Annotated in this window: 20 protein-coding genes and 2 pseudogenes; 14 read left to right on the top strand and 8 right to left on the bottom strand. The window is 38.5% G+C overall.

All coding sequences use genetic code 11. The features are described from left to right. Positions 1 to 284 precede the first annotated feature (284 nt). A complete protein-coding gene (locus RI196_RS14375; RefSeq protein WP_311066416.1) occupies positions 285 to 650 on the bottom strand; it encodes a hypothetical protein in 366 nt (121 codons plus the stop codon). 93 nt (positions 651 to 743) lie between these two features. Here RI196_RS14375 and yhzF point away from each other — a divergent pair, with 93 nt between their 5' ends. Then, positions 744 to 935 (top strand): membrane protein YhzF, encoded by a 192-nt coding sequence (gene yhzF / locus RI196_RS18825; protein WP_063387313.1) that lies wholly within the window; start codon positions 744 to 746, stop codon positions 933 to 935. Between the two features lie 32 nt (positions 936 to 967). Here the strand turns inward: yhzF and RI196_RS14370 are convergent. From RI196_RS14370 to RI196_RS14345, 6 genes and pseudogenes are all read right to left on the bottom strand, one after another. Then, positions 968 to 1,494: pseudogene (locus RI196_RS14370) on the bottom strand (tryptophan transporter). Positions 1,495 to 1,564: 70 nt separating this feature from the next. Continuing rightward, complete coding sequence (gene serC, locus RI196_RS14365; protein WP_311066415.1) at positions 1,565 to 2,656, bottom strand: 3-phosphoserine/phosphohydroxythreonine transaminase; 1,092 nt, start codon at positions 2,654 to 2,656, stop codon at positions 1,565 to 1,567. A 130-nt stretch (positions 2,657 to 2,786) separates the two neighbouring features. Next, positions 2,787 to 3,209 carry an HIT family protein gene (locus RI196_RS14360; RefSeq protein ID WP_063387316.1) on the bottom strand — a complete coding sequence of 141 codons (423 nt, stop codon included), beginning with the start codon at positions 3,207 to 3,209 and terminating at the stop codon, positions 2,787 to 2,789. A 689-nt stretch (positions 3,210 to 3,898) separates the two neighbouring features. After that, positions 3,899 to 5,110, bottom strand: a complete 1,212-nt coding sequence (locus RI196_RS14355) for an ABC transporter permease (protein ID WP_311066414.1) — start codon at positions 5,108 to 5,110, stop codon at positions 3,899 to 3,901. Next, on the bottom strand, positions 5,094 to 5,843 hold the full coding sequence (locus RI196_RS14350; protein WP_311066413.1) for an ABC transporter ATP-binding protein: 750 nt from the start codon (positions 5,841 to 5,843) through the stop codon (positions 5,094 to 5,096). Before RI196_RS14350 ends, RI196_RS14355 begins: the two co-directional genes overlap by 17 nt. A gap of 110 nt (positions 5,844 to 5,953) precedes the next feature. Beyond that, positions 5,954 to 6,460 carry an antibiotic biosynthesis monooxygenase family protein gene (locus RI196_RS14345; protein WP_063387319.1) on the bottom strand — a complete coding sequence of 169 codons (507 nt, stop codon included), beginning with the start codon at positions 6,458 to 6,460 and terminating at the stop codon, positions 5,954 to 5,956. A 133-nt stretch (positions 6,461 to 6,593) separates the two neighbouring features. On the opposite strand from RI196_RS14345, the gene RI196_RS14340 reads away from it, so the two are divergent. From RI196_RS14340 to RI196_RS14320, 5 genes are all read left to right on the top strand, one after another. Continuing rightward, positions 6,594 to 8,705 carry a transglycosylase domain-containing protein gene (locus RI196_RS14340; protein ID WP_311067365.1) on the top strand — a complete coding sequence of 704 codons (2,112 nt, stop codon included), beginning with the start codon at positions 6,594 to 6,596 and terminating at the stop codon, positions 8,703 to 8,705. A 127-nt stretch (positions 8,706 to 8,832) separates the two neighbouring features. Further along, a complete protein-coding gene (hemE, locus tag RI196_RS14335) occupies positions 8,833 to 9,873 on the top strand; it encodes a uroporphyrinogen decarboxylase (RefSeq protein WP_311066412.1) in 1,041 nt (346 codons plus the stop codon). Between the two features lie 41 nt (positions 9,874 to 9,914). After that, the gene (gene hemH, locus RI196_RS14330) at positions 9,915 to 10,853 is read left to right on the top strand and encodes a ferrochelatase (RefSeq protein WP_311066411.1); all 939 of its coding nucleotides are present in this window, start codon (positions 9,915 to 9,917) and stop codon (positions 10,851 to 10,853) included. A gap of 12 nt (positions 10,854 to 10,865) precedes the next feature. After that, positions 10,866 to 12,284, top strand: coding sequence for a protoporphyrinogen oxidase (gene hemY / locus RI196_RS14325; protein WP_063387322.1), 1,419 nt, complete (start codon positions 10,866 to 10,868; stop codon positions 12,282 to 12,284). A gap of 279 nt (positions 12,285 to 12,563) precedes the next feature. Continuing rightward, on the top strand, positions 12,564 to 13,577 hold the full coding sequence (locus RI196_RS14320) for a LacI family DNA-binding transcriptional regulator (protein WP_063387323.1): 1,014 nt from the start codon (positions 12,564 to 12,566) through the stop codon (positions 13,575 to 13,577). A gap of 61 nt (positions 13,578 to 13,638) precedes the next feature. Here the strand turns inward: RI196_RS14320 and yhfH are convergent, their stop codons facing one another. After that, positions 13,639 to 13,770 (bottom strand): protein YhfH, encoded by a 132-nt coding sequence (gene yhfH, locus RI196_RS14315; protein ID WP_065095529.1) that lies wholly within the window; start codon positions 13,768 to 13,770, stop codon positions 13,639 to 13,641. Positions 13,771 to 13,873: 103 nt separating this feature from the next. Between yhfH and RI196_RS14310 the strand changes: the two genes are divergently transcribed. The 8 genes and pseudogenes from RI196_RS14310 (at position 13,874) to RI196_RS14275 (ending at position 20,627) form a co-directional block, all read left to right on the top strand. Next, positions 13,874 to 14,611 carry an MBL fold metallo-hydrolase gene (locus RI196_RS14310; protein ID WP_063387324.1) on the top strand — a complete coding sequence of 246 codons (738 nt, stop codon included), beginning with the start codon at positions 13,874 to 13,876 and terminating at the stop codon, positions 14,609 to 14,611. A 263-nt stretch (positions 14,612 to 14,874) separates the two neighbouring features. Next, positions 14,875 to 15,837: an ABC transporter substrate-binding protein gene (locus tag RI196_RS14305; protein WP_063387481.1), complete on the top strand. Its 963-nt coding sequence runs from the start codon at positions 14,875 to 14,877 to the stop codon at positions 15,835 to 15,837. A 17-nt stretch (positions 15,838 to 15,854) separates the two neighbouring features. Further along, positions 15,855 to 16,822 (top strand): annotated as a pseudogene (locus tag RI196_RS14300) (ABC transporter permease). Then, positions 16,797 to 17,585 carry an ABC transporter ATP-binding protein gene (locus RI196_RS14295; protein ID WP_063387326.1) on the top strand — a complete coding sequence of 263 codons (789 nt, stop codon included), beginning with the start codon at positions 16,797 to 16,799 and terminating at the stop codon, positions 17,583 to 17,585. The pseudogene RI196_RS14300 and the gene RI196_RS14295 overlap by 26 nt, the downstream one beginning before the upstream one ends. A gap of 105 nt (positions 17,586 to 17,690) precedes the next feature. Continuing rightward, complete coding sequence (locus RI196_RS14290) at positions 17,691 to 18,248, top strand: helix-turn-helix domain-containing protein (RefSeq protein ID WP_094244636.1); 558 nt, start codon at positions 17,691 to 17,693, stop codon at positions 18,246 to 18,248. Between the two features lie 18 nt (positions 18,249 to 18,266). Further along, complete coding sequence (locus RI196_RS14285) at positions 18,267 to 18,986, top strand: AzlC family ABC transporter permease (RefSeq protein ID WP_094244637.1); 720 nt, start codon at positions 18,267 to 18,269, stop codon at positions 18,984 to 18,986. Beyond that, entirely contained in the window at positions 18,979 to 19,284 is a 306-nt protein-coding gene (locus RI196_RS14280) for a branched-chain amino acid transport AzlD family protein (protein WP_311066410.1), read from the top strand. The genes RI196_RS14285 and RI196_RS14280 overlap by 8 nt, the downstream gene beginning before the upstream one ends. 83 nt (positions 19,285 to 19,367) lie before the next feature. After that, positions 19,368 to 20,627 (top strand): M48 family metallopeptidase, encoded by a 1,260-nt coding sequence (locus RI196_RS14275; protein WP_311066409.1) that lies wholly within the window; start codon positions 19,368 to 19,370, stop codon positions 20,625 to 20,627. Positions 20,628 to 20,640: the final 13 nt, after the last annotated feature.

Raw genomic sequence — 20,640 nt, 5'->3', positions numbered from 1 at the left:
CTTTGTATAATACTAACATTTTTAATATCTTCTATTATGCCAATAAAATAAAGATTTATAAAGATGTAATTTACGAAATTTTTAAATAAATAGTGAAACACTAAAAATAGTACACATAGAAGCGGTAATAAATTTTGCGAAGAATGATGAGAACGATCAAGATTTTTCTATACTGTAACAATTTTTCATGATTATAAATTATAGCAAAAAAGAATTGACACCCTGCCAATTCTTTGACATGCTTAATATTTTTAATTGTAAAAGGCTTCCGCAAACTTGAAGCGTCAGTTTCTTTCTTTTTTGATTTGATTTTCTAGCTCTGTTAATTTATCTTTAATCTCTTTTACATGCAGCTCCAAGTTTTTTTTATTCGGATCAATTTCCATCTGCCATGCTTGAATGGACCGATTGACATCTGCAGCGACTTCTTTAGCAATTTGCAAGCCTTCTTTCGCTGATTGTGCGATTTGCTTTTTTAACGATTCCCCATCAGATTTCAAGTCTCCAAATATGTTTTCAAGCTTATGCAAATTGCATCTTGTCTTTTTTAAAACATTGCCGTTCCTCGCTTGAGCCGTAATCAGTGCAGCTGCTCCGGCAACAACACCGCCGACGAAAAATCCATATAGAAAAGATTTGCCTTTTGACATTTTTACCACTCCTAGTTCCTTGTTTTCAAAATCCGTCAATAAAAACATAGCCTTAGTTGAAGATGCATAAACTAAAAGTAAGGGAGGGAAATTATGGCGGGTGTTATTTTTTTATTTTTTATCATTAGCATGTTGTTTCTTGTAGGAGCTTTTTATAATTTGAAGTTAGCCAATTCTGCGAGTTCATATCCTCCAAAACATCTTCTGAAAAAGAGGGCGTCAGTTTTAGCGATTGGCGGATTAACGTCACTTTTAATAGCTTTTCTTCTTTATTATATACAATAATAAAACCCGATCATAGATCGGGTCAATCTGTTTTATTTATTTTCTGATAGAACGTTAGAACGTTTAAGAATGCTTTCAACAATGGGATAAATAATCACCATTGCAATTGTATTGATAACTGTTGCCGGCAATACAACCGCAAGGAATAATGCAGTAAATCCGGCGCCTCCTGGGAGACCTACAAGTAAGAGCGCTGCTAAAAGAAACACTGTGCCGGAAATTAATGTTCCTATGACTGTTAAAATTCCCGCCCTTGCTATTGCTTGTTTGAGTGGTTTTAAGGCTAGAAATAGAAAATATATTAAAAATGCCGTCAAAATTTTATCAATAATATTCGGAACGAGTCCGCCGGGAAAACTGGTTGTCAATCCGGATAATATGCCAGTTGCAATGCCCAGCAGACCGGCGTTTGTCATCCCAGGAAACAGGAAAATTCCTAAAAACATCATCAACGCATCATATCCGGCTTCATCCCGTTAAATATGGGCGGCACAATCGCATGAAGAGCAACGCCGATGGCGACAAATAAAGATAAAATGACTAATTCTTTCGTTCTCATCTCTAAACTCTCCTCTTCTGTTCTCATCTTTAATAAACTTTTCACTATTATAAGCGTATGATCGTTAAAGTTAGGATAGGCTTTTAATGTTTTTTCTGAATTCTTTCATAAACTGGGCGAGCTTTTCACATGCTTCAATCGTTACCGCATTATAAATGGATGCACGGCAGCCACCGACAGAACGATGACCGGATAGACCTATTAATCGATTTTCTTTTGCCTCTTGAACAAACGCTTTTGTCAATTCATCAGACGGCAGCGTAAATGTTACGTTCATGAATGAACGGCTTTCTTTTTCTGCATGTCCTTTGTAAAAGCCATCGCTTTCGTCTATAGCGTTATATAATATTTGAGCTTTTTGTTTGTTTCTGCGTTCAATTTCAGCTACTCCGCCTTGTTCTTTTACCCATTCCAACACTAGAGAAAGCATGTAAATGGCAAAGGTCGGTGGAGTGTTATATAAAGAGTTTTTGCTTGCATGTGTTTGATAGCTCAAAATAGTTGGTACATTTTTATTTGCTTTTTCAATTAGATCTTTTTTAATGATGACAACAGTGACTCCGGAAGGTCCTAGATTTTTTTGCGCCCCTGCGTAAATGAGATCGAACTGTTCGATATTCAGCTCTCTGCTCAAAATATCGCTGGACATATCCGCAATCAGCGGTGCATTCGTGCTTGGGAACTCATGCCACTGCGTCCCAAAAATTGTGTTGTTTGACGTAATATGCAAATACGCAGCATTTTGGAGCGAATTTGCCTCGAATTGTTTTGGGATGTGTGTGTAATTTGACTCTTTGCTTGATGCCAACACATTTGTTTCACCAAATTTTTTTGCTTCGCTTAACGCTTTTTCAGACCATGCTCCGCTTAAAATATAATAGGCGATATTTTCATTATTCAAAAAATTCATCGGGATCATGGCAAATTGCAGACTTGCCCCGCCTTGTAAAAATAACACATCATACGAATCAGGGATATTAAGCAATTCTTTCAATAAGCTTTTGGCATTATTGTGAACCTCATCATACGCCTGGCTCCGATGGCTCAGCTCCATGACGGACATGCCTGTATGATTGAAATTCAACAGCTCGCCTTGAGCTTTTTGTAATACTTCGACTGGTATAGCTGCTGGTCCTGCATTAAAATTGTATACTCGATCCACGATTCGTCCTCCTTTTAACACATTTATAAAAACATCCTATCATGAAAAAAGGAGAGGGGAAATAAAAAATTTTGTGTCGGTTAGAAAACAGTAAGGATCCTGTTGTTAGGATCCTTTAGCCGTTTATTTTTTATTGCAATCCGCCTTTTATTGTTTCAGCAAGCTGTGCAAGATCTTCTGGAGTATAATCATTTTGATGGGATTTCCATACTATGCCTAAACCATCTTCTTTTCCGTGTCGAGGAATTATGTGCATATGGTAATGAAACACTGTTTGACCGGCTTCTTCGCCATTGTTATTGATTAAATTTAATCCTTTTGGATTCAATTGTTTTTTTACCGCCTTTGCGACCTTCGTAACAGCTTCAAAAAAGTTTCTTGAGATGTCAGGTGTGAGCTCAAAAACGTTTTCTTTATGTACTTTTGGGATGACGAGTGTATGTCCTTTCGTTACCTGCATAATATCCATAAAAGCTAGAACGTGTTCATCCTCGTATACTTTTGCACAAGGAATTTCTCCGTTAATAATTTTACAAAAAATGCAATCGCTCATAATAACACTCCCCGCCATTTTTTTCTTTATTTTACCACGTGTTGAAAATGAAAGAAAACATAAAAAGGAACGAACATAAGTCCGTTCCTTTGAAGAGGGGTTTCAATGCACATGTTAAAAAAGCGATTTAAAAGTGTCTTTCGTCAACACCCCATTTTCAAATAATGAATGGTATTCCTTTTTGACACTTTAAACTTTTGTTAGAACACGACATGAAAAAATTTTAATGACAAACACCTGTTTAAGTGTGTGGTCACCCTCTTCAGTCAATAGCATACCCACTAATTTATTTTTTATGTTGTGTAAAATAAAAAAAATTGAGCGTTTTTTGATGATAAACATCAAAAGGCGTTTAACTCCTCGGGAAGCTCTCAGCATTGTCATGAAATTTTTTTTAAAAAATTGGCGGCATAAGCCAAAAGCGTTAAGTCAAAAAACCGTTTGCTCTAAAAAAACAATCCGGCGCCGTAAGAGAAGATTGGCTTTGTGAAATGTTTTTAGCATTCGCAGCCATCTGTCAAAACAGATTAGCTTGGAAAATGAACGCTTTTCCTCACGATCCAAATGAAAAAGAGCTTCCTGTTGAAAATAAATTAGGACGCTTCCTTAAATGCCATAAAGTTTATTCAAACCGTCCATGAAAAACGATAAAAAACAGATGTCCAAGAAGATTCTTCCGTTCCATTCCTTTACCTTGCCAAAAGCTTTCCCGAAAAGTACATATAAACAAAAATATATGCAAATAACGCATTAACTGCCAGCTGGACGCCGACAAATAAAATATTCGTTTGCGTTAATAAAACAATGGTAAGAACGGCTAGCTCAATGAAAAGAATGGTAAAAAGAAGGCGTAAAAAGCTTTTTTTCTTTACATTTTGTGGAACTGGATATAAGTCAGCGATAAAAAGAGCATCATAATGCTTGTATAAGCTCGTTAATTGAATTCCGGTTAGGAAGAGAACAGCTGCCGGCAAAATGATGCAAGATACAAGTGACAAAGGCAAAAAGACGCTGACAATAACGCCGATCATCAATAAGCGGATAAACAATCCGAAATAATCTCCCGAACGAATGAAGGATCTGGAAAACATATATAAAAATACATTTGATTGCTTGTAAGGGATGAAAGACAAAATCCAGTCCATCCATTTCCGTCTTTTTGCTTCAGCCTTCAGTTTCGGCACATCAGTAAACATATTGGCCAATCTATAAAATGATTGCAATTTGCGATTTTCCTGCAAAATTAAAAATTCCCACTGCAGCGTTTTGTTCCTCGTTATCTTGAAGAAATAAATGGTTACCAATGCCATAATGCCGTAAATAAACAGGGACAGCATGCTTTCCTTAACAGCCAAATAAATTACCGTGAAATTGACAGCATATCGGACAAACTTATCCATTATCTGGGATAACCGCTCCGGAAAATGCGTCATTTTCCATTGAATCCACAAATTCCAATATTTAATAACTAGCAGCTGGAAGATAAGGAATAAATAGTTGATCCCTTCACCTTCACCGCTTTGAAAATATAAAGGTGCAAGAATGATTAGGCATACGATCATTTGGACAGTCTGAAGGATATAGCTGTATATAAAAGCACGCTGAAAATAATGGTTTAATCCTTTTTCCATAGGCAGTAAAAAGATGATGTCAGGTTCTTTTAACAACGTGCGCACTTGCGAAAAAGTTACCGTTAATGCTAACAAGAGTGCCATTAAGAATGCTGATGGAAAATGAGGTGGGAGTTGGTCAAGCCATTGCTGATACGCATAGGCTCCTCCGCCTAATAAAAACATAATCACTAAAAGCAGATGATCGTTCAGCATATAACGCAAGTACGTTTGTGTTTCTTTTATATGTGCTGCAAAACGGGCAGGCCAAATATCATTGATTGATCTCATCGTCTTGCTCCTTTGTCAGCCGAATATAAAGATCGTCCAATGTTGCACCAGGCATATTGAATTGCTCCTGCAGCTCAAGTTTAGTTCCTTGAGCCCGGACGGTTCCGTTGTGCAAAATCACAAAAGTGTCACAAAACCGTTCTGCATTTGCTAAAATGTGGGTTGACATTAAAATTCCAGCACCTTGTTTTTTCGCCTGATTCATGAGATCAAGCAGGGCGTGAATGGCTAACGGATCCAGCCCGACAAACGGTTCATCAATTATGTAAAGGGATGGCTGAACTAAAAAAGCGCACATAATCATGACCTTTTGTTTCATCCCTTTAGAAAAATGTGCCGGAAACCATTTCAACTGCTTTTCCATTCGAAATGTTTTTAAAAGAGGATCGAGCCGCTCGTTCAATGTCTCTTCGCTGATCCCGTGCGCCATAGCCATCAATTGCAAATGCTCAAATAGCGTCATTTCTTCGTATAAAATAGGGGTTTCAGGAACAAAACTAAATTGCTTTCGATATTGCACCGGATCTTCCTGAAATGTTTTGCCGTTGATTTTAATAGTCCCGTCACTTGGCTCCATCAAACCGATGATATGCTTGATCGTTGTGCTTTTCCCCGCACCGTTTAATCCAATTAAACCGACCATTTCATTTTCGTTTACAGTGAATGAAACATTTTTTAAAACAGGCTTATTTGTGTACCCGCCGGTAATCTGATCTACTGATAATAAAGTCATATTTTCCGCCTCTCCCCTTTATTTTTTAAAATTAAATGAGGCTTGATTTTTTTAGCCGTTTCAACGATTTTTGCATGTTTTGATCCATTCTTCTCTCTTTCCATTTTAAATCATTCCTTCTCATCTTTTACAATATAATATTTCTTTACTCGGGGTGGAGAAGGAAAAATGAGTTTATCGCTCATCCCTAAAGCTTTTTTAAAGTGGTTAGCAAAAGCTTCGTTTTGATCCCATTTGTTAAAATCTTGTTCTGTCTCCCATAAAGTGAAAATGATATAAGTGTTTTTGAAAAGAGGGCGGAGAACTCTTAAGGCAACAAAGCCCGAATGGCTTTCAATGAATCGAGATAGCTCTTTAAATTGCTGTTCAAATAGAGGTTTTCCTTCATCTGTAACAGATATATAGGTAAACACGGCAAACCCTCCATCGCTGCAGATGCTTCCTCTTTTATCAATAATTTCATATTTTTTGGGTTCTTTAAAAATTGTTGTTCCTTTTGTTTCATGCATAAGGACGGCGCTTTCACCGTCATGCATGAATAACATGCATTCTGCTAGATTATTTTTTTTGATTTTGCTTAAATATTCAATAGTGCCGAAAGCTATATAAACATTCATAACAGTCACCTCGCACGAAAATCACTTGACAATTTGCGAAAAAAGTTAAACATGTTACATACTGTATCCAAAATTATACAATACTAATTATGGGAGTTAAACAGAGGTGAAAACATTGTTGAAAAAAATAAAGATGATCTCGGGAATCGTTTTAGCTGCTGCTGTGTTAAGTATTATCGCATACTTTGCCATGATTTGGATAGGCGCTATCGTTGTGGATGAAAAAAAGCTTGTTTTGCATTCTGCGACCTCTTTGATCGATCAAGAAGGACGGCCCATTACGAAATTATATTTAGAAAACAGAGAGATCATCGATATTGATAAAGTTCCGAAGCATGTACAAAATGCTTTCATCGCTGTTGAAGATAAAAGGTTTTATGAGCATCACGGCATTGATTTTCGGGCAATTTCAAGGGCGCTGTTCAAGGACATTGCTGCTTTCAAAAAAGTAGAGGGCGGCAGTACAATCACCCAACAGCTCGCCAAAAATGTTTTTTTAACAAACGATAAAACGGTTTTGAGAAAAATGACAGAAGCTATCATTGCCATTTATCTTGAACAGAAATATAGCAAAAGAAAAATTTTAGAGATGTATTTGAATCAAATCTATTTTGGACATGGCGTATACGGCATCCAGTCTGCATCAAAATTTTTTTTCAATAAAGATGCCTCTGAACTGACTATTGAAGAAGGGGCGCTGCTAGCCGGCCTGCCGAAGGCTCCAGCAGCCTATTCTCCGATTTTGCACCCAGAAAAAAGCTTAGAAAGAAGAAATGCGATATTAACCTTAATGGAGCGCGAAAACTATATTTCTCCGGAGCAAGCTGTCAGAAGCCAGGGGAAAACATTAGGTCTGAATATTCATAAAACGGAAGATAAGCCTTGGCTGTCCGCCTATATTGACATGGTATTTGAGGAAGCGGAAAATAAGTATCATCTTTCAAATGAAGAACTCCTAAAAGGCGGATATAAAATTACCGTTCCGATCAATATCGATGTTCAGGAAAAAGCATTCAAAGTTTTTAAAGAAAAGGCTTATTTTCAAGGTACGAAAGATGATGCTCAAGGCGCTTTTATTTTATTAGATAATAAAACAGGCGGTGTGCTCGCTGCGATCGGCGGACGAAATTATGTTTCCAAAGGATTTAATCGATTGACAGCGAAGCGCCAGCCGGGGTCAACGTTTAAGCCGATAGCTGTGTATGCTCCGGCAATGGAGGAAGGACTTTTTCAGCCTTATTCTCTTCTAAAAGATGAGAAATTGGATTATAAAGGATACTCTCCAAGCAATTACGATGGACGTTATGACGGACATGTAACCATGTATGATGCGCTAATCCATTCAAAAAATGCTCCTTCTGTATGGGTGCTCGATAAGCTTGGAATCGATAAAAGCAAAGAGTATTTAGAGAAAAACGGGATTTATATTGAGGATAAAGGACTGGCGATTGCTTTAGGAGGACTAAAGTACGGCGTGTCGCCGTTTGATTTGGCAAATGCATACAGAACTTTTGCCAATAATGGCCAATACAGCAAGCCGTATTTCATACAAAAAATTGTGAATGCCAACGGCGATGTAGTGGCAGAAGTAAAAAAACAAAAATATCAAGTTTTTTCTCCGCAAACCTCGTGGAATATGACGAGGATGCTGGAGCAGGTTGTTAAAGAAGGAACTGCCAAAGCGGGACAATATGAAGGAGCTTTAGCTGGAAAAACGGGTACGACATCATTTCCTGGGAAAAAGGGCGCCGTGATGGACGCATGGTTTGTCGGATATACTCCTGACGTGACGGGGGCAGTGTGGATCGGATATGACCGGACAGATGAAGAACATTTTTTAAAGGGTGGGAGCGATTATCCAACGAAAATGTTTAAAAATATTTTAAGCGGTTTGAAATTTGAGGAAAAAACATCCTTTACGATTCCGAAAAAAGTGAAAGATTTAGAAAAACCAATCAGGCTTTCACAAATCCCTTCGCTTTCCGCCACATATCAATTTCACGCACTTCAATTATTTAAAGTGACATTAAAATGGCCTGCTCAAGATGATGACCGGGTCGTATACCGAATTTATGAACGAAGCGGAGAAAGCAAGAATTTGGTCGGATCTGTAAAGGGAAAAGGAGAATATGAAATACCGTATATTAACATTTTTTCAGAGCATTTTTATCAAGTTGTCCCTTATAATCCACAAACCCATCAGGAAGGGGAAGGTACTGATTTTGTCAGCCCGCGCTGGGAATAACAAAATGCTGGAAAGATCTTTCGTCGATTTTATGACATTTCCCTTATATTCCTATACAATCGGGCAAGGGAAGAGGTATAGTTTAAAAAGAGTATTAGAAAGGAATCGTTTTTAAAGGGGGATTTACATGGATAGGAAGAAAAGCTTTAATGATACTTTTTTAAAAGCGTGCAGAGGCGAAGCGACGGACTATGTTCCTGTTTGGTATATGAGACAAGCCGGGAGATCCCAGCCTGAATACCGGGCGTTAAAAGAAAAATACAGCTTATTTGAAATTACTCATCAACCAGAGCTTTGTGCATATGTCACTAGACTTCCTGTCGAGCAGTACGGGGTTGATGCCGCAATTTTATATAAAGATATTATGACGCCGCTGCCTGCCATTGGAGTTCAAGTTGAAATTAAAGCGGGAACAGGGCCTGTTATTGAAAATCCGATCAGGTCGCTGGAGGATGTAAAAAAACTTGGTGAAATTCATCCTGAGGAAGATGTTCCATATGTTTTAGATACGATTAAGCTTTTAGTCAATGAGCAACTGAACGTTCCGTTGATTGGATTTGCCGGAGCACCATTCACACTTGCCAGCTACATGATTGAGGGAGGCCCTTCCAAAAATTATAACAAAACAAAGGCATTCATGTATGCTGAACCAGAAGCTTGGTTTCTTTTAATGGAAAAGCTTGCCGATATGACCATTGCTTACGTGAAAGCGCAAATTGACGCAGGGGTTAAAGCGGTGCAAATTTTTGATTCATGGGTCGGAGCATTAAATGCTTCTGATTATCGATATTATATTAAGCCGGTGATGAACCGCATCTTTTCGGAATTAAAGGAAAAAGAGGCGCCGCTTATTATGTTTGGAGTGGGTGCAGGACATTTAGTAGAAGAATGGAATGATTTGCCTTTAGACGTGATCGGTTTAGATTGGCGTCTGTCGATTTCTGCTGCCAGAGAAATGGGGATTTCCAAAACATTGCAGGGAAATCTTGATCCGGCAGTTTTGCTTGCGCCGTGGGATTTTGTGAAAGAACGGGTAAAGGCTATTTTAGATGAAGGAATGAAACAGCCAGGTTTTATTTTTAATCTTGGACATGGCGTCTTTCCACAAGTAAAACCGGAAACATTAAAAAAATTAACGGAATTTATTCATGATTATAAGCAAAAATAGATCGAAATAAATGATCAACTTGAATTTTGGAGGTGCACGTAATGTCGAAGAAAAAAATGGGTTTGTTAGTGATGGCTTATGGTACACCATATAAAGAAGAGGATATTGAACGCTATTACACCCACATTCGCCATGGAAGAAAGCCTGATCCAGAAAGTCTGGAAGATTTAAAAGAACGATACAAGGCGATCGGAGGCATTTCTCCTCTTGCTAAAATAACAGAGGAACAAGCGAAAGGTTTAGAAAAATATTTAAATCATATTCAAAATGAAATAGAATTCCATATGTATTTAGGATTAAAACATATTGAGCCGTTTATTGAAGATGCAGTTGAACAAATGAATAAAGATGGAATTACTGAGGCGGTCAGCATCGTTTTAGCTCCGCACTATTCGACCTTCAGCATTAAGTCGTACAACGGCAGGGCAAAGGAAATTGCAAAAAAACTCGGAGGACCTTCCATCACTTCTATCGAAAGCTGGTATAAAGAACCGAAATTTATTGAATATTGGGCTAAACAAATAAAAGAAACGTACGCGAAAATGACTGAAGAAGAACGGGAAAAAGCTGTATTAATTGTTTCAGCACATAGTCTGCCGGAAAAAATTGTGCAATTAGGGGATCCTTACCCAGATCAATTACAAGAAACAGCTGAATTAATTGCAAAAGAAGCCGGAGTGCAGCATTTTGCTGTTGGCTGGCAAAGTGAAGGCAATACTCCGGAGCCGTGGCTCGGACCAGATGTTCAAGATTTAACAAGAGATCTGTTTGAACAAAAAGGATACCGGACGTTTGTTTATGCTCCAGTAGGTTTTGTGGCTGATCACTTGGAAGTTCTATACGATAACGATGTCGAGTGCAAGGCAGTAACAGACGAGCTTGGAGCAGCTTATTATCGTCCAGAAATGCCGAATGCAAAACCTGAATTCATCGATTGTTTAGCTACAGTCGTGTTAAAACACTTAGGAATGTCAAAATAAGAAGGAGATTTTATGGGAAGAAAAAAAGTAGCAATTGTTGGCGGGGGAATAACTGGGCTTTCAGTTGCGTTCTACTTGCAGTCAGAAATTAAAAAAAATCATCTTCCAATAGATGTTGTGCTGATTGAAGCGAAGCCGCGATTAGGAGGAAAAATAGAAACGATAAAAAGGGACGGATTTATCATTGAAAGAGGTCCGGATTCCTTTTTGGAGCGGAAAAAAAGCGCTACGCAGCTTGCAAAGGACGTAGGGCTTGGAGATTATTTGGTGAACAATGACGTGGGGCAATCTTTTGTCCTTGTTGGCGACAAGCTCCATCCGATCCCAAAAGGAGCGGTTATGGGCGTGCCAACAAATATTGCTTCTTTCGCCACCTCCGGTTTGTTTTCGTTAACTGGCAAGCTGCGGGCTTCGTTTGACCTTTTCCTGCCGAAGAAAAAAGTGGACGGAGATCAGTCATTAGGCGGATTTTTTGGCCGCAGGCTCGGCAGCGAAGTGGTTGAAAATTTGATTGAACCGCTTCTTTCCGGGATTTATGCAGGAGATATTTATAATTTAAGTTTATTAGCAATCTTTCCGCACTTTTATGAAATTGAACAAAAGCATCGCAGTTTAATTTTAGGAATGGCCAAGCAGGCGCAAAAGTCTAAACAAAAACAACAACAGGAGCAACATAAAGGGATTTTTCAAACCGTTTCAACTGGTTTGCAATCGATTGTTGAAGCAATAGAACGCCAATTGGATCATACGGTAGTGAAAAAAGGAATAAAAGTTTCGGAGATTAAAAAGGAAGATGATCTCTACCATTTGGAATTATCTGACGGAACTGTTGACAAGGCGGATGCGATAGTCATTACCGCTCAGCATGATGCTATTCCATCTATGTTTCCGAATGAGCAGCAAACACTCGCTTATTTCAAAAAAATGCCTTCAACATCTGTTGCAACCGTTGCAATGGCTTATCCGGAAGAAGCTGTTCAGCTGCCCGCAGATGGAACGGGGTTTGTTGTTTCGAGAAACAGCGGCTATACGATTACTGCTTGTACATGGACCAACAAAAAATGGCCGCATACTGCTCCGAAGGGCAAAACGCTGCTAAGAGCGTATGTTGGAAAAGCAGGAGATGAAGCGGTTGTTGACCAGCCGGATGATGTGATCATTCAAACCGTTTTGGATGACTTAAATCGATTGATGCCGGTAAAAGGAGAACCGATTTTTTCTATTGTTACAAGATTGAAGGAAGCAATGCCTCAATACATTGTCGGACACCTTGACAACATAAGAAATATAAAAAGTATTATGGGACAAAAATACCCCGGAATATATTTAACGGGTGCCTCTTTTGAAGGATTGGGGATCCCGGACTGCATTGATCAAGGTAAAAAAGCGGTGAAAGATGTTCTTCAATTTTTACATTTGGGACAAGCTTAAAAGGCAGGCTTGTCTCTTATTTTTTCAGAGGAGGCATCCATTTTAGCAAGTTTTGACGCTTCCGACTTCTGATCTTTAAAACGCCTTGGTTGGTTCCCATTGTTTAAAGTCCGACAATTCAAATTGAAGAAAATATATATTTGTTGAACAAGTTAGCATTTCTGTTTTTTTTAGAAAAAGCGATCTGGAAAGATATAAAAAATTCATTGCACATCTGTTGACCATTGATCTATAATCAAAAGAAAATCAAGGGATCCCAAAGTTTTTGGAGGAATGAAAGTGGCTACAATTGAAGATGTGGCAAAACTGGCTGGTTTATCGAAAACGACAGTTTCAAGGGTGATAAATAATCAGCCTTACGTATCGGAGGAAAAAAAACAATTAGTGCTAGAAGCAATGAAGCAATTAGGGTATGTACCTAATTCTTCAGCTAGAAGTTTAAGAAATCAAAAAACTGAAATTATTGCTGTCATTATTCCTAGGGTTATGAACCCGTTTTTTGGACAATTTGTTGAATCGCTGGAAATCGTTGCGTCTCAATACCATTATCAATTGATTGTTTGTCAAACGTTATATTCAGCAAAAAAAGAATTAGACTATTTAAACTTGTTAAAAACGAAACAAGTAGATGGAGTGATTATGACGACATTGCTAAATGGCTGGGAGGCTGTTGAGCCGTTTTTAGAATACGGTCCGATTATTTTATGCAACGAATTCGATGAACAGGCAAATGTCCCGATGATTCATATGGATCAAAACTACGGAGGGTATGTTGCAACTAAGCATTTAATCGATCAAGGATACAATAAAATTGCTTTTTGCTGTGGAAATGTAAACAGTAATGTTTCGAGAGCTAGGGAAGAAGGTTTTCGAAAAGCACTTCGTGAAGCGGGATTGTACCTTCCTGAGCAATATATTTTCCGAAATGTATTTACATTTGAAGACGGAAAAAATGTCTTGAGGAAAATGATGGAGATGGTTGAAGCTCCAACGGCGGTCTTCACAGGTTCTGATGAAGTGGCAGCCGGGATGATTTCTGAGTCAAAGAGACTTGGCGTCCGTGTCCCGGAAGAATTAGCGGTCGTCGGGTTTGACAATCAGGCTATAACTGAACTGATGGAGCCTATGATTACGACGGTTAATCAGCCGGTGAAAGAAATGGGTCATTTAGCAATGGAAGTGATGATGGAAAAAATAAAAACGAGACGGTATAAAGAAAGAGAGGTGCATCTTTTGCCTCTTACATTAATTGTAAGGGATTCTTCAAAGCTAGCCAATTACAATGTGTATTAGTACAGGTTAAGAGAAGAGAAAAAATATTCAGGCAATTCTTTTTAGAATTGCCTGAATAAATTTATTTTACATGTAAGCAATGATTGCATTTGTTCCCGTAGCATTCGTGCTGTTCTTCAATTTCTTTTCCGCATTCAATACATTTTTTTCTTGGCAAGTTTCTAAAAAATTCAGTGATTTTTTGTCCTAACATTTATTATCCCCCCGTGCTGTTGTTATTAACATTGTATTATAACAGAATGAAAAATGTCAATACTGTTTTAAAACATTTTTTCTTATTGAGGAGGATAAGGGTGATGAAAGTAACAGTTGTAGGGTTCTGGGGAGGCTATCCAGAAGCGAATGAGGCTACATCAGGCTATTTATTTCAGGAAAAGGGGTTTAACCTGTTAGTTGATTGCGGAAGTGCTGTATTATCACAGCTGCAAAATTTTGTATCACTTTCAGATTTAGATGCTGTGATCCTTTCTCATTATCATCATGATCATATTGCAGATATTGGACCGCTGCAATATGCAAGACAAATTACCGGCATGTTGCAAAAATCAAACAAAATTTTGCCCATTTACGGACATAGCCTTGATACAAAAGAATTTGACAGACTCACACATTTGAATGTGACAAAAGGAATTTCATACGATCCTGATCAATCGATTTCGATCGGTCCGTTTACGATTACATTTTTAAAAACAGATCATCCTGTTGACTGTTTTGCCATGAGATTTACTTCAGGACATAAAACGGTTGTATACACGGCAGATTCAAGCTTTAAAAATGAATTCATTCCATTCAGCCAAAATGCGGACTTGCTTATATGCGAATGCAATATGTATGCGAATGAAGACGGCAAAAAGTTTGGGCATATGAATTCCCACGAAGCTGCGACAATTGCTAAGGAAGCAAATGTAAAAGAACTTTTGCTGACTCATTTGCCTCATAAAGGCAATCATGAAGAATTGATAGAAGAAGCTAAAACGATTTTTAATGGATCGATCAAGCTGGCTAAAACAGGGTTGTCGTTACATATTGATTAAAGAGAAATTATATTAGCAAAATTATGGGACAGCCTTTTGCCGAACATTTCATAAACTTAAAGCTACTTGCAAACTTCATTTTGACAGAATAGTGTTCCATTTTCTGTAAGGGTGCAGTATGTTGGCATCCTTATTTTTTTGGAAAATTCGTCAGAAAATAATTGAAAATCAAAAATATATTGTTATAATTTAAAGCATAAAAGTAAAAAAGGGGGAAGAAAATTTTGAAAACTAGGATAGGAGCAATCGGAGGAATTTTTTTGATGGCGCTCCTCGTGCTGTCAGGTTGTGGAAGCAGCAAAGGGTCCAGCAGCGAAAGCAATAGTGAAGAAGGAAAGAAAGAAACATTTAAAATTGGTATCACTCAATTTGTAGCGCACCCGTCGCTGGATGAGGCATTGAAGGGATTTCAACAAGCAATTAAAGATAAAGGGTTAAATGTAGATTATGATATTCAAAACGCTCAAGGGGATCAATCGAATACCCAAACGATTGCGAATAACTTCGTCGGAGATAACGTCGATTTAATTTTTGCGAATGCAACGCCTAGTGCACTTGCTGCAGCAAATGCTACAAAGGATATTCCAATTGTATTTACATCCGTAACAGATCCTGTCGGCGCCGGGCTTGTGAAAGAGATGGAAAATCCAGGAGGGAATGTAACAGGAACAACTGATACCCATCCTGATGCCATACCGAAAACGGTGAAATTTATTGATCAATATTTAGATGGCAAAAGAATAGGAATGATCTATAATTCAGGCGAACAAAACTCTGTTGCGCAAATTGACCTTGTTAAAAAAGCGACAGAAGGAACGGATTTGAAAATTGTCGAAGCTTCTGTTTCTACTTCAGCTGAAGTGAAACAAGCTGCTGAATCTCTTGTCGGCAAAGTCGATTGCTTTTACATTATCACTGACAATACCGTTGTTTCTGCGCTTGATTCGGTCATTTCCGTTGCAAATGAAAACGATATCCCGCTGTTTGTCGGTGAATTAGATTCAGTCAAAAAAGGCGGTTTTGCTGCGTACGGATTTGAATATTATGACATTGGCTATGAAGCAGGAGAAATGGCTGCAAAAATTTTAACAGAAGGGAAAAAGCCGTCTGAACTGCCTGTTCAATATCCGCAAAACTTAAAGCTTCTTATTAATAAAAAAGCAGCAGCTGAGATGAACGTTAAGATTTTAGACGAGTGGAGCAAAGAAGCAGAGTTTATTGAGTAATTTGGAAGGGTGTTTACATGCTGACAGCAGTATATGGCTCACTTGAGGCGGGACTTATTTACGCAATAATGGCTCTCGGAGTCTATTTATCTTTTAGAATATTAGATTTTCCAGATTTAACGGTTGACGGTAGCTTCGTTACTGGAGCTGCCGTCGCAGCCGTCATGATCATAGACGGAGCTCATCCTGTTATGGCGACGATTGCCGGAATGATTGTCGGCTTTCTAGCTGGGATCTTAACGGGAATTTTGCTTCGTATGGGAAAATTAATCCGTTGTTATCCGGTATATTAATGATGATCGCTCTTTATTCCATTAATTTGCGAATTATGGGAAAATCGAATGTTTCGCTTTTACAGGAGGAAACGCTTTTCTCAAAGCTGGCCGATGCGCTGGCACCGATCGATCAAGCCGTTAAGAGCGTCATTTCTTTTTCCCCGACCACATGGTCAGTCATCATTTCAATGGTGTTATTGGTCGCTTTTTTAAAGCTCATCCTTGATTACTTCTTAAAAACGGAAATCGGACTTGCTATAAGAGCTGTCGGAGATAACGAAGAAATGATTAAAAGTTTTTCGGCGAATACAAACTTTCTTAAAGTATTAGGATTAGGATTGTCAAATGGTTTGGTTGCTTTGTCAGGTGCACTTGTCGCCCAATATAATGGCTTCAGCGATGCCAATATGGGAATTGGAATGATTGTGATCGGGCTTGCTTCCGTTATTATTGGAGAGGCAATTGTCGGCAGCAAGACGATTGTTCGGGCTACCTTAGCTGTTATAATCGGTGCTGTCATTTATCGTTTCATAGTCGCCTTTGCATTTAGATTTAACTTTTTTGAAACAGGCGATATAAAATTAATTACAGCTTGTATCGTCATTTTGGCGTTAATCATCCCGCGATATTTTGAAAAACGGCGTGAGAAAAAAAGAAAATTGGCAAGAAAGCGGGGTGAACAAGTTGCTTCAGCTAAAACACATTCATAAAGTGTTTAACGAAGGGTCATTGGATGAAAAAATCGCCTTAGATGGAATTCATTTAGAGGTCGAAAAAGGCGATTTTATTACGATTATTGGCAGCAACGGCGCAGGGAAATCGACTTTGCTGAACATCATAGCTGGAAAGCTGTTTCCCGATGAGGGGGAAGTCTGGCTTGACGGCGTAAATATAACAACACTTCCTGAGCATAAACGATCAAAATATATCGGCAGAGTGTTTCAAAATCCGTTGTCAGGCACATCGCCGACGTTGACCATTGAAGAAAATTTGGCGATCGCTTACGGCCGTGTTCATAAACGAACTTTGGCCAGAGGTGTAACGAATAAGCGGAAAAATTATTTTAAGGAGCAGCTGTCGCTTTTAGGGCTTGGATTAGAAAACCGTTTAAATGCGAAAGTAGGATTGCTGTCAGGCGGGGAAAGACAGGCGTTGTCGCTTTTGATGGCAACATTTACGAAACCGAAAATATTATTGCTTGATGAGCATACAGCCGCATTAGATCCCGCACGCGCAGAGGTCGTCCTGTCGCTTACGAAAAAATTTATTGAAGAATATAATTTAACAACGATTATGATTACACATAATATGCAGCAGGCGATTGATCTAGGAAACAGATTGCTGATGATGAATCGCGGAAAAATCATTTTTGAGGCATCTGCTGAAGAAAAAGTAAAACTGACCATTCCGAAATTAATGGACGAATTTGCCAAAATTCAAGATGCAGTATCTGACCGGGTGCTCTTAAGCTGATATTTACCTCTTTCCATTCAGGGGAGAGGTTTTTAAATGCAATTTTGTTCAATATATAAAACAAATGTATGATATAATAAACAAAACATAAAAAAGGAGGAAAACATGAAGCCGATTCAGCAAATTATTGGGGAAAATTTTTGTAAAATCCGAAAAAGGATGGCGCTAAGCCTCGACAAGGTGTCTGAAAAGACAGGCGTTTCCAAAGCGATTCTTGCACAAATTGAAAGGGGGGAAGCGAATCCGACTGTCTCCACGCTGTGGAAAATAGCGAACGGACTTCATGTATCATTTTCCGCTTTGATGAAGGAGGAGGCGTCAAGCGTTCAAAAAATATCTTTATCAAACATACCGGCTATATCTGATGATGATGAAAAGTATAAAGTATACCCGATGTTTACGTTTGAAATCGGCAAGCCGTTTGAGGTGTTTGAAGCACATTTAGAGCCTGGACATGTCCATCAATCGGATGAACATGCGCACGGGGTGCAAGAAATTTTGATCATTCAAAAGGGAGCTTTAGAAATTGTAATTGATGGATGTTCTTATGTTGTTCGCGAAGGGGAAGCGATCCGATTTGCAGCGGACAAAAAGCATGATTATAAAAATATAACGGATCAAAAAGTTAAATATTATGTGATCATTTATTATCCGGAAAACTAGAAATGGAGGTGATTCCGATTGCATTCGACAGCATTGGCAAAATATAAATCGGAATTAATCCAAGGCATTCAAGCAGGAATCAGCATTGCCATCGGCTATTTCCCCGTTGCCATCGCTTTCGGCCTTCTTGCTGAAAGAACGGGACTTTCGATTGCGGAAACGGTGATGATGAGTGCAATCGTTTTTGCAGGAGCGGCTCAATATATGTCATTAAGCCTAATTGCTGCGCATGTTGGTGCTTGGGAAATTATTATGACAACTTTCATTGTAAACATCCGCCATTTCCTTATGTCAGCATCATTAAATGAGAAAGTGGAGAAAGACTCCATATGGATAAAAGCTCTGTACGGCTTTGGTGTAACAGATGAAACATATGCAGTTGCGGCTGTCAGACAGGAAATGGTCACAGCACCATATATGTTTGGACTATGCTTGATGGCATATAGCAGCTGGGTGATCAATTCTGGAATCGGTTATATAGTTGGAGAAAATTTGCCCGCTTTCTTACAGGAAAGCATGGGAATTGCTCTATATGCCCTATTCATCGGCTTATTGGTTCCTTCATTAAAAAAACATCGGAAAATTATCGTACTAGCTTTATTATCTGCAGTGATAAATTCCGTTTTATTGACGACCGGACGGCTGTCTATAGGCTGGTCTATTGCATTGTCGTCCTTATTTTCCTCCGTTGTTGTGGAATGTATCTTTAGAAAATTAGAGGTGCAGCAAGATGAATAGCCAAATATTTTGGTTGATTATCGGAATGGGCGTTGTGACATACATACCGCGAATGCTTCCTTTTGTTGTCTTCAGTCAATTACATCTCCCTCCGTTTTGGCAAAATGTATTAAAAAATGTACCATATGCAACATTAGGTGCATTGATCGTGCCCTCGGTCTTTTTTATTCACGAGGATTTCCTGTTTGGAGCAGTCGGTGCATTTACAGCGTTCATTGCTGCTTATTTCGGAGCCAACGTCTTTTTTGTAGTTATGTGTTCAATTGCCGTTTTATCTTTTTACAGCTTCTTTTTCTAAATATTTTGGAAAAGCAGTTCTATTACGATGTTTTTTTATCTAAACTACTAAAGGAGGGAGTTAAGCTCAAGGGGGTATTCGGCTTGAAAAAGAGTCTTCTAACGATCATTTTATTATATGCAGTTTACGGTTTGGTTTTATACTTCTATTTATTCTTCTGGACGGGTTATGAGCTGCCGAAGGGAATTAAAGGTACTTCTGCCGATCCGAAAACGTTTTTAACGGCAGAGGAGCTGCAGCTGTCAGAAAATTATTCGCAATTGAAAAATTTGGTATTTTTCATATCTATTCCGTTAGAGTGGATCATCTTTTTTATTGTGCTAAGCTTTGGGATTTCAAAAACATTTCAGCAATGGGCGGAAACAGCATCCCGTTTCTTTATAGTCCAAACAGCTTTATACTATTTTTGGCTGTCATTGCTTGTCACTTTACTAACATTACCTGTCAGCTGGCTGAACTACAAACTGTCAAAGGATTTTCAAATCTCGACCCAGACGTTGAACTCGTGGCTGAAGGATGAAGTGACCGATTTTCTTGTTAATTATGTTTTAATGGCGGTTGTCGTCACGTTTCTATACATCATTATTCGAAAATTTGAAAAGCGCTGGTGGCTTTGGGCATGGTTTGCATCGATACCATTCACATTGTTTATAATGTTTATTCAGCCGGTAATCATTGATCCGCTGTACAACGATTTTTACCCGTTGAAAAATAAAAAGCTGGAGGAAGAAATTTTACAGCTAGCTTCCAAAGCAGATATTCCCGCGGAGCATGTGTATGAAGTGGATATGTCCACCAAAACAAATGCGTTGAACGCCTATGTGACAGGAATAGGATCAAATTCGAGAATCGTTTTGTGGGATACGACGTTAAATAAATTAAGCGAAGATGAAATATTATTCATTATGGCTCATGAGATGGGACATTATGTGATGAAGCACATCTATATCGGAATAGCCGGGTATTTGCTTCTTTCCTTGGCAGGTTTATATATCATTCATCGGTTAATGATTTTTTGTACAAATCGATGGGGAAAAAGGCTGAACATTCAATCTATACGTGAATTGTCGTCGCTTCCTCTATTTCTTTTGCTGCTGGGGATGTTATCGTTCGCTTCAAGCCCTATATCCGGCATAGTATCAAGGTATCAAGAGAAACAGGCGGATTTATATGCAATTGAAATGACAAAAAACGAGGAAGCGGCTGTAAAAACATTTCAACATTTGGCGAAATTTAGCCGCAGCGAAATAAATCCGCCGAAAATAGTGAAATTTTTACGTTACGATCATCCGCCTCTGATTGAACGAATAATGTATATCGAAAATATAAAAAATAAAGAATAAACTCCTTGTTTAT

Source organism: Aeribacillus composti (genome assembly GCF_031760945.1).
In the GTDB taxonomy this organism is placed as follows: Bacteria; Bacillota; Bacilli; order Bacillales; family Aeribacillaceae; genus Aeribacillus; species Aeribacillus composti.
Note: the sequence above shows the minus strand (reverse complement) of the source record. Positions and strands in the feature narration are given on the sequence as shown.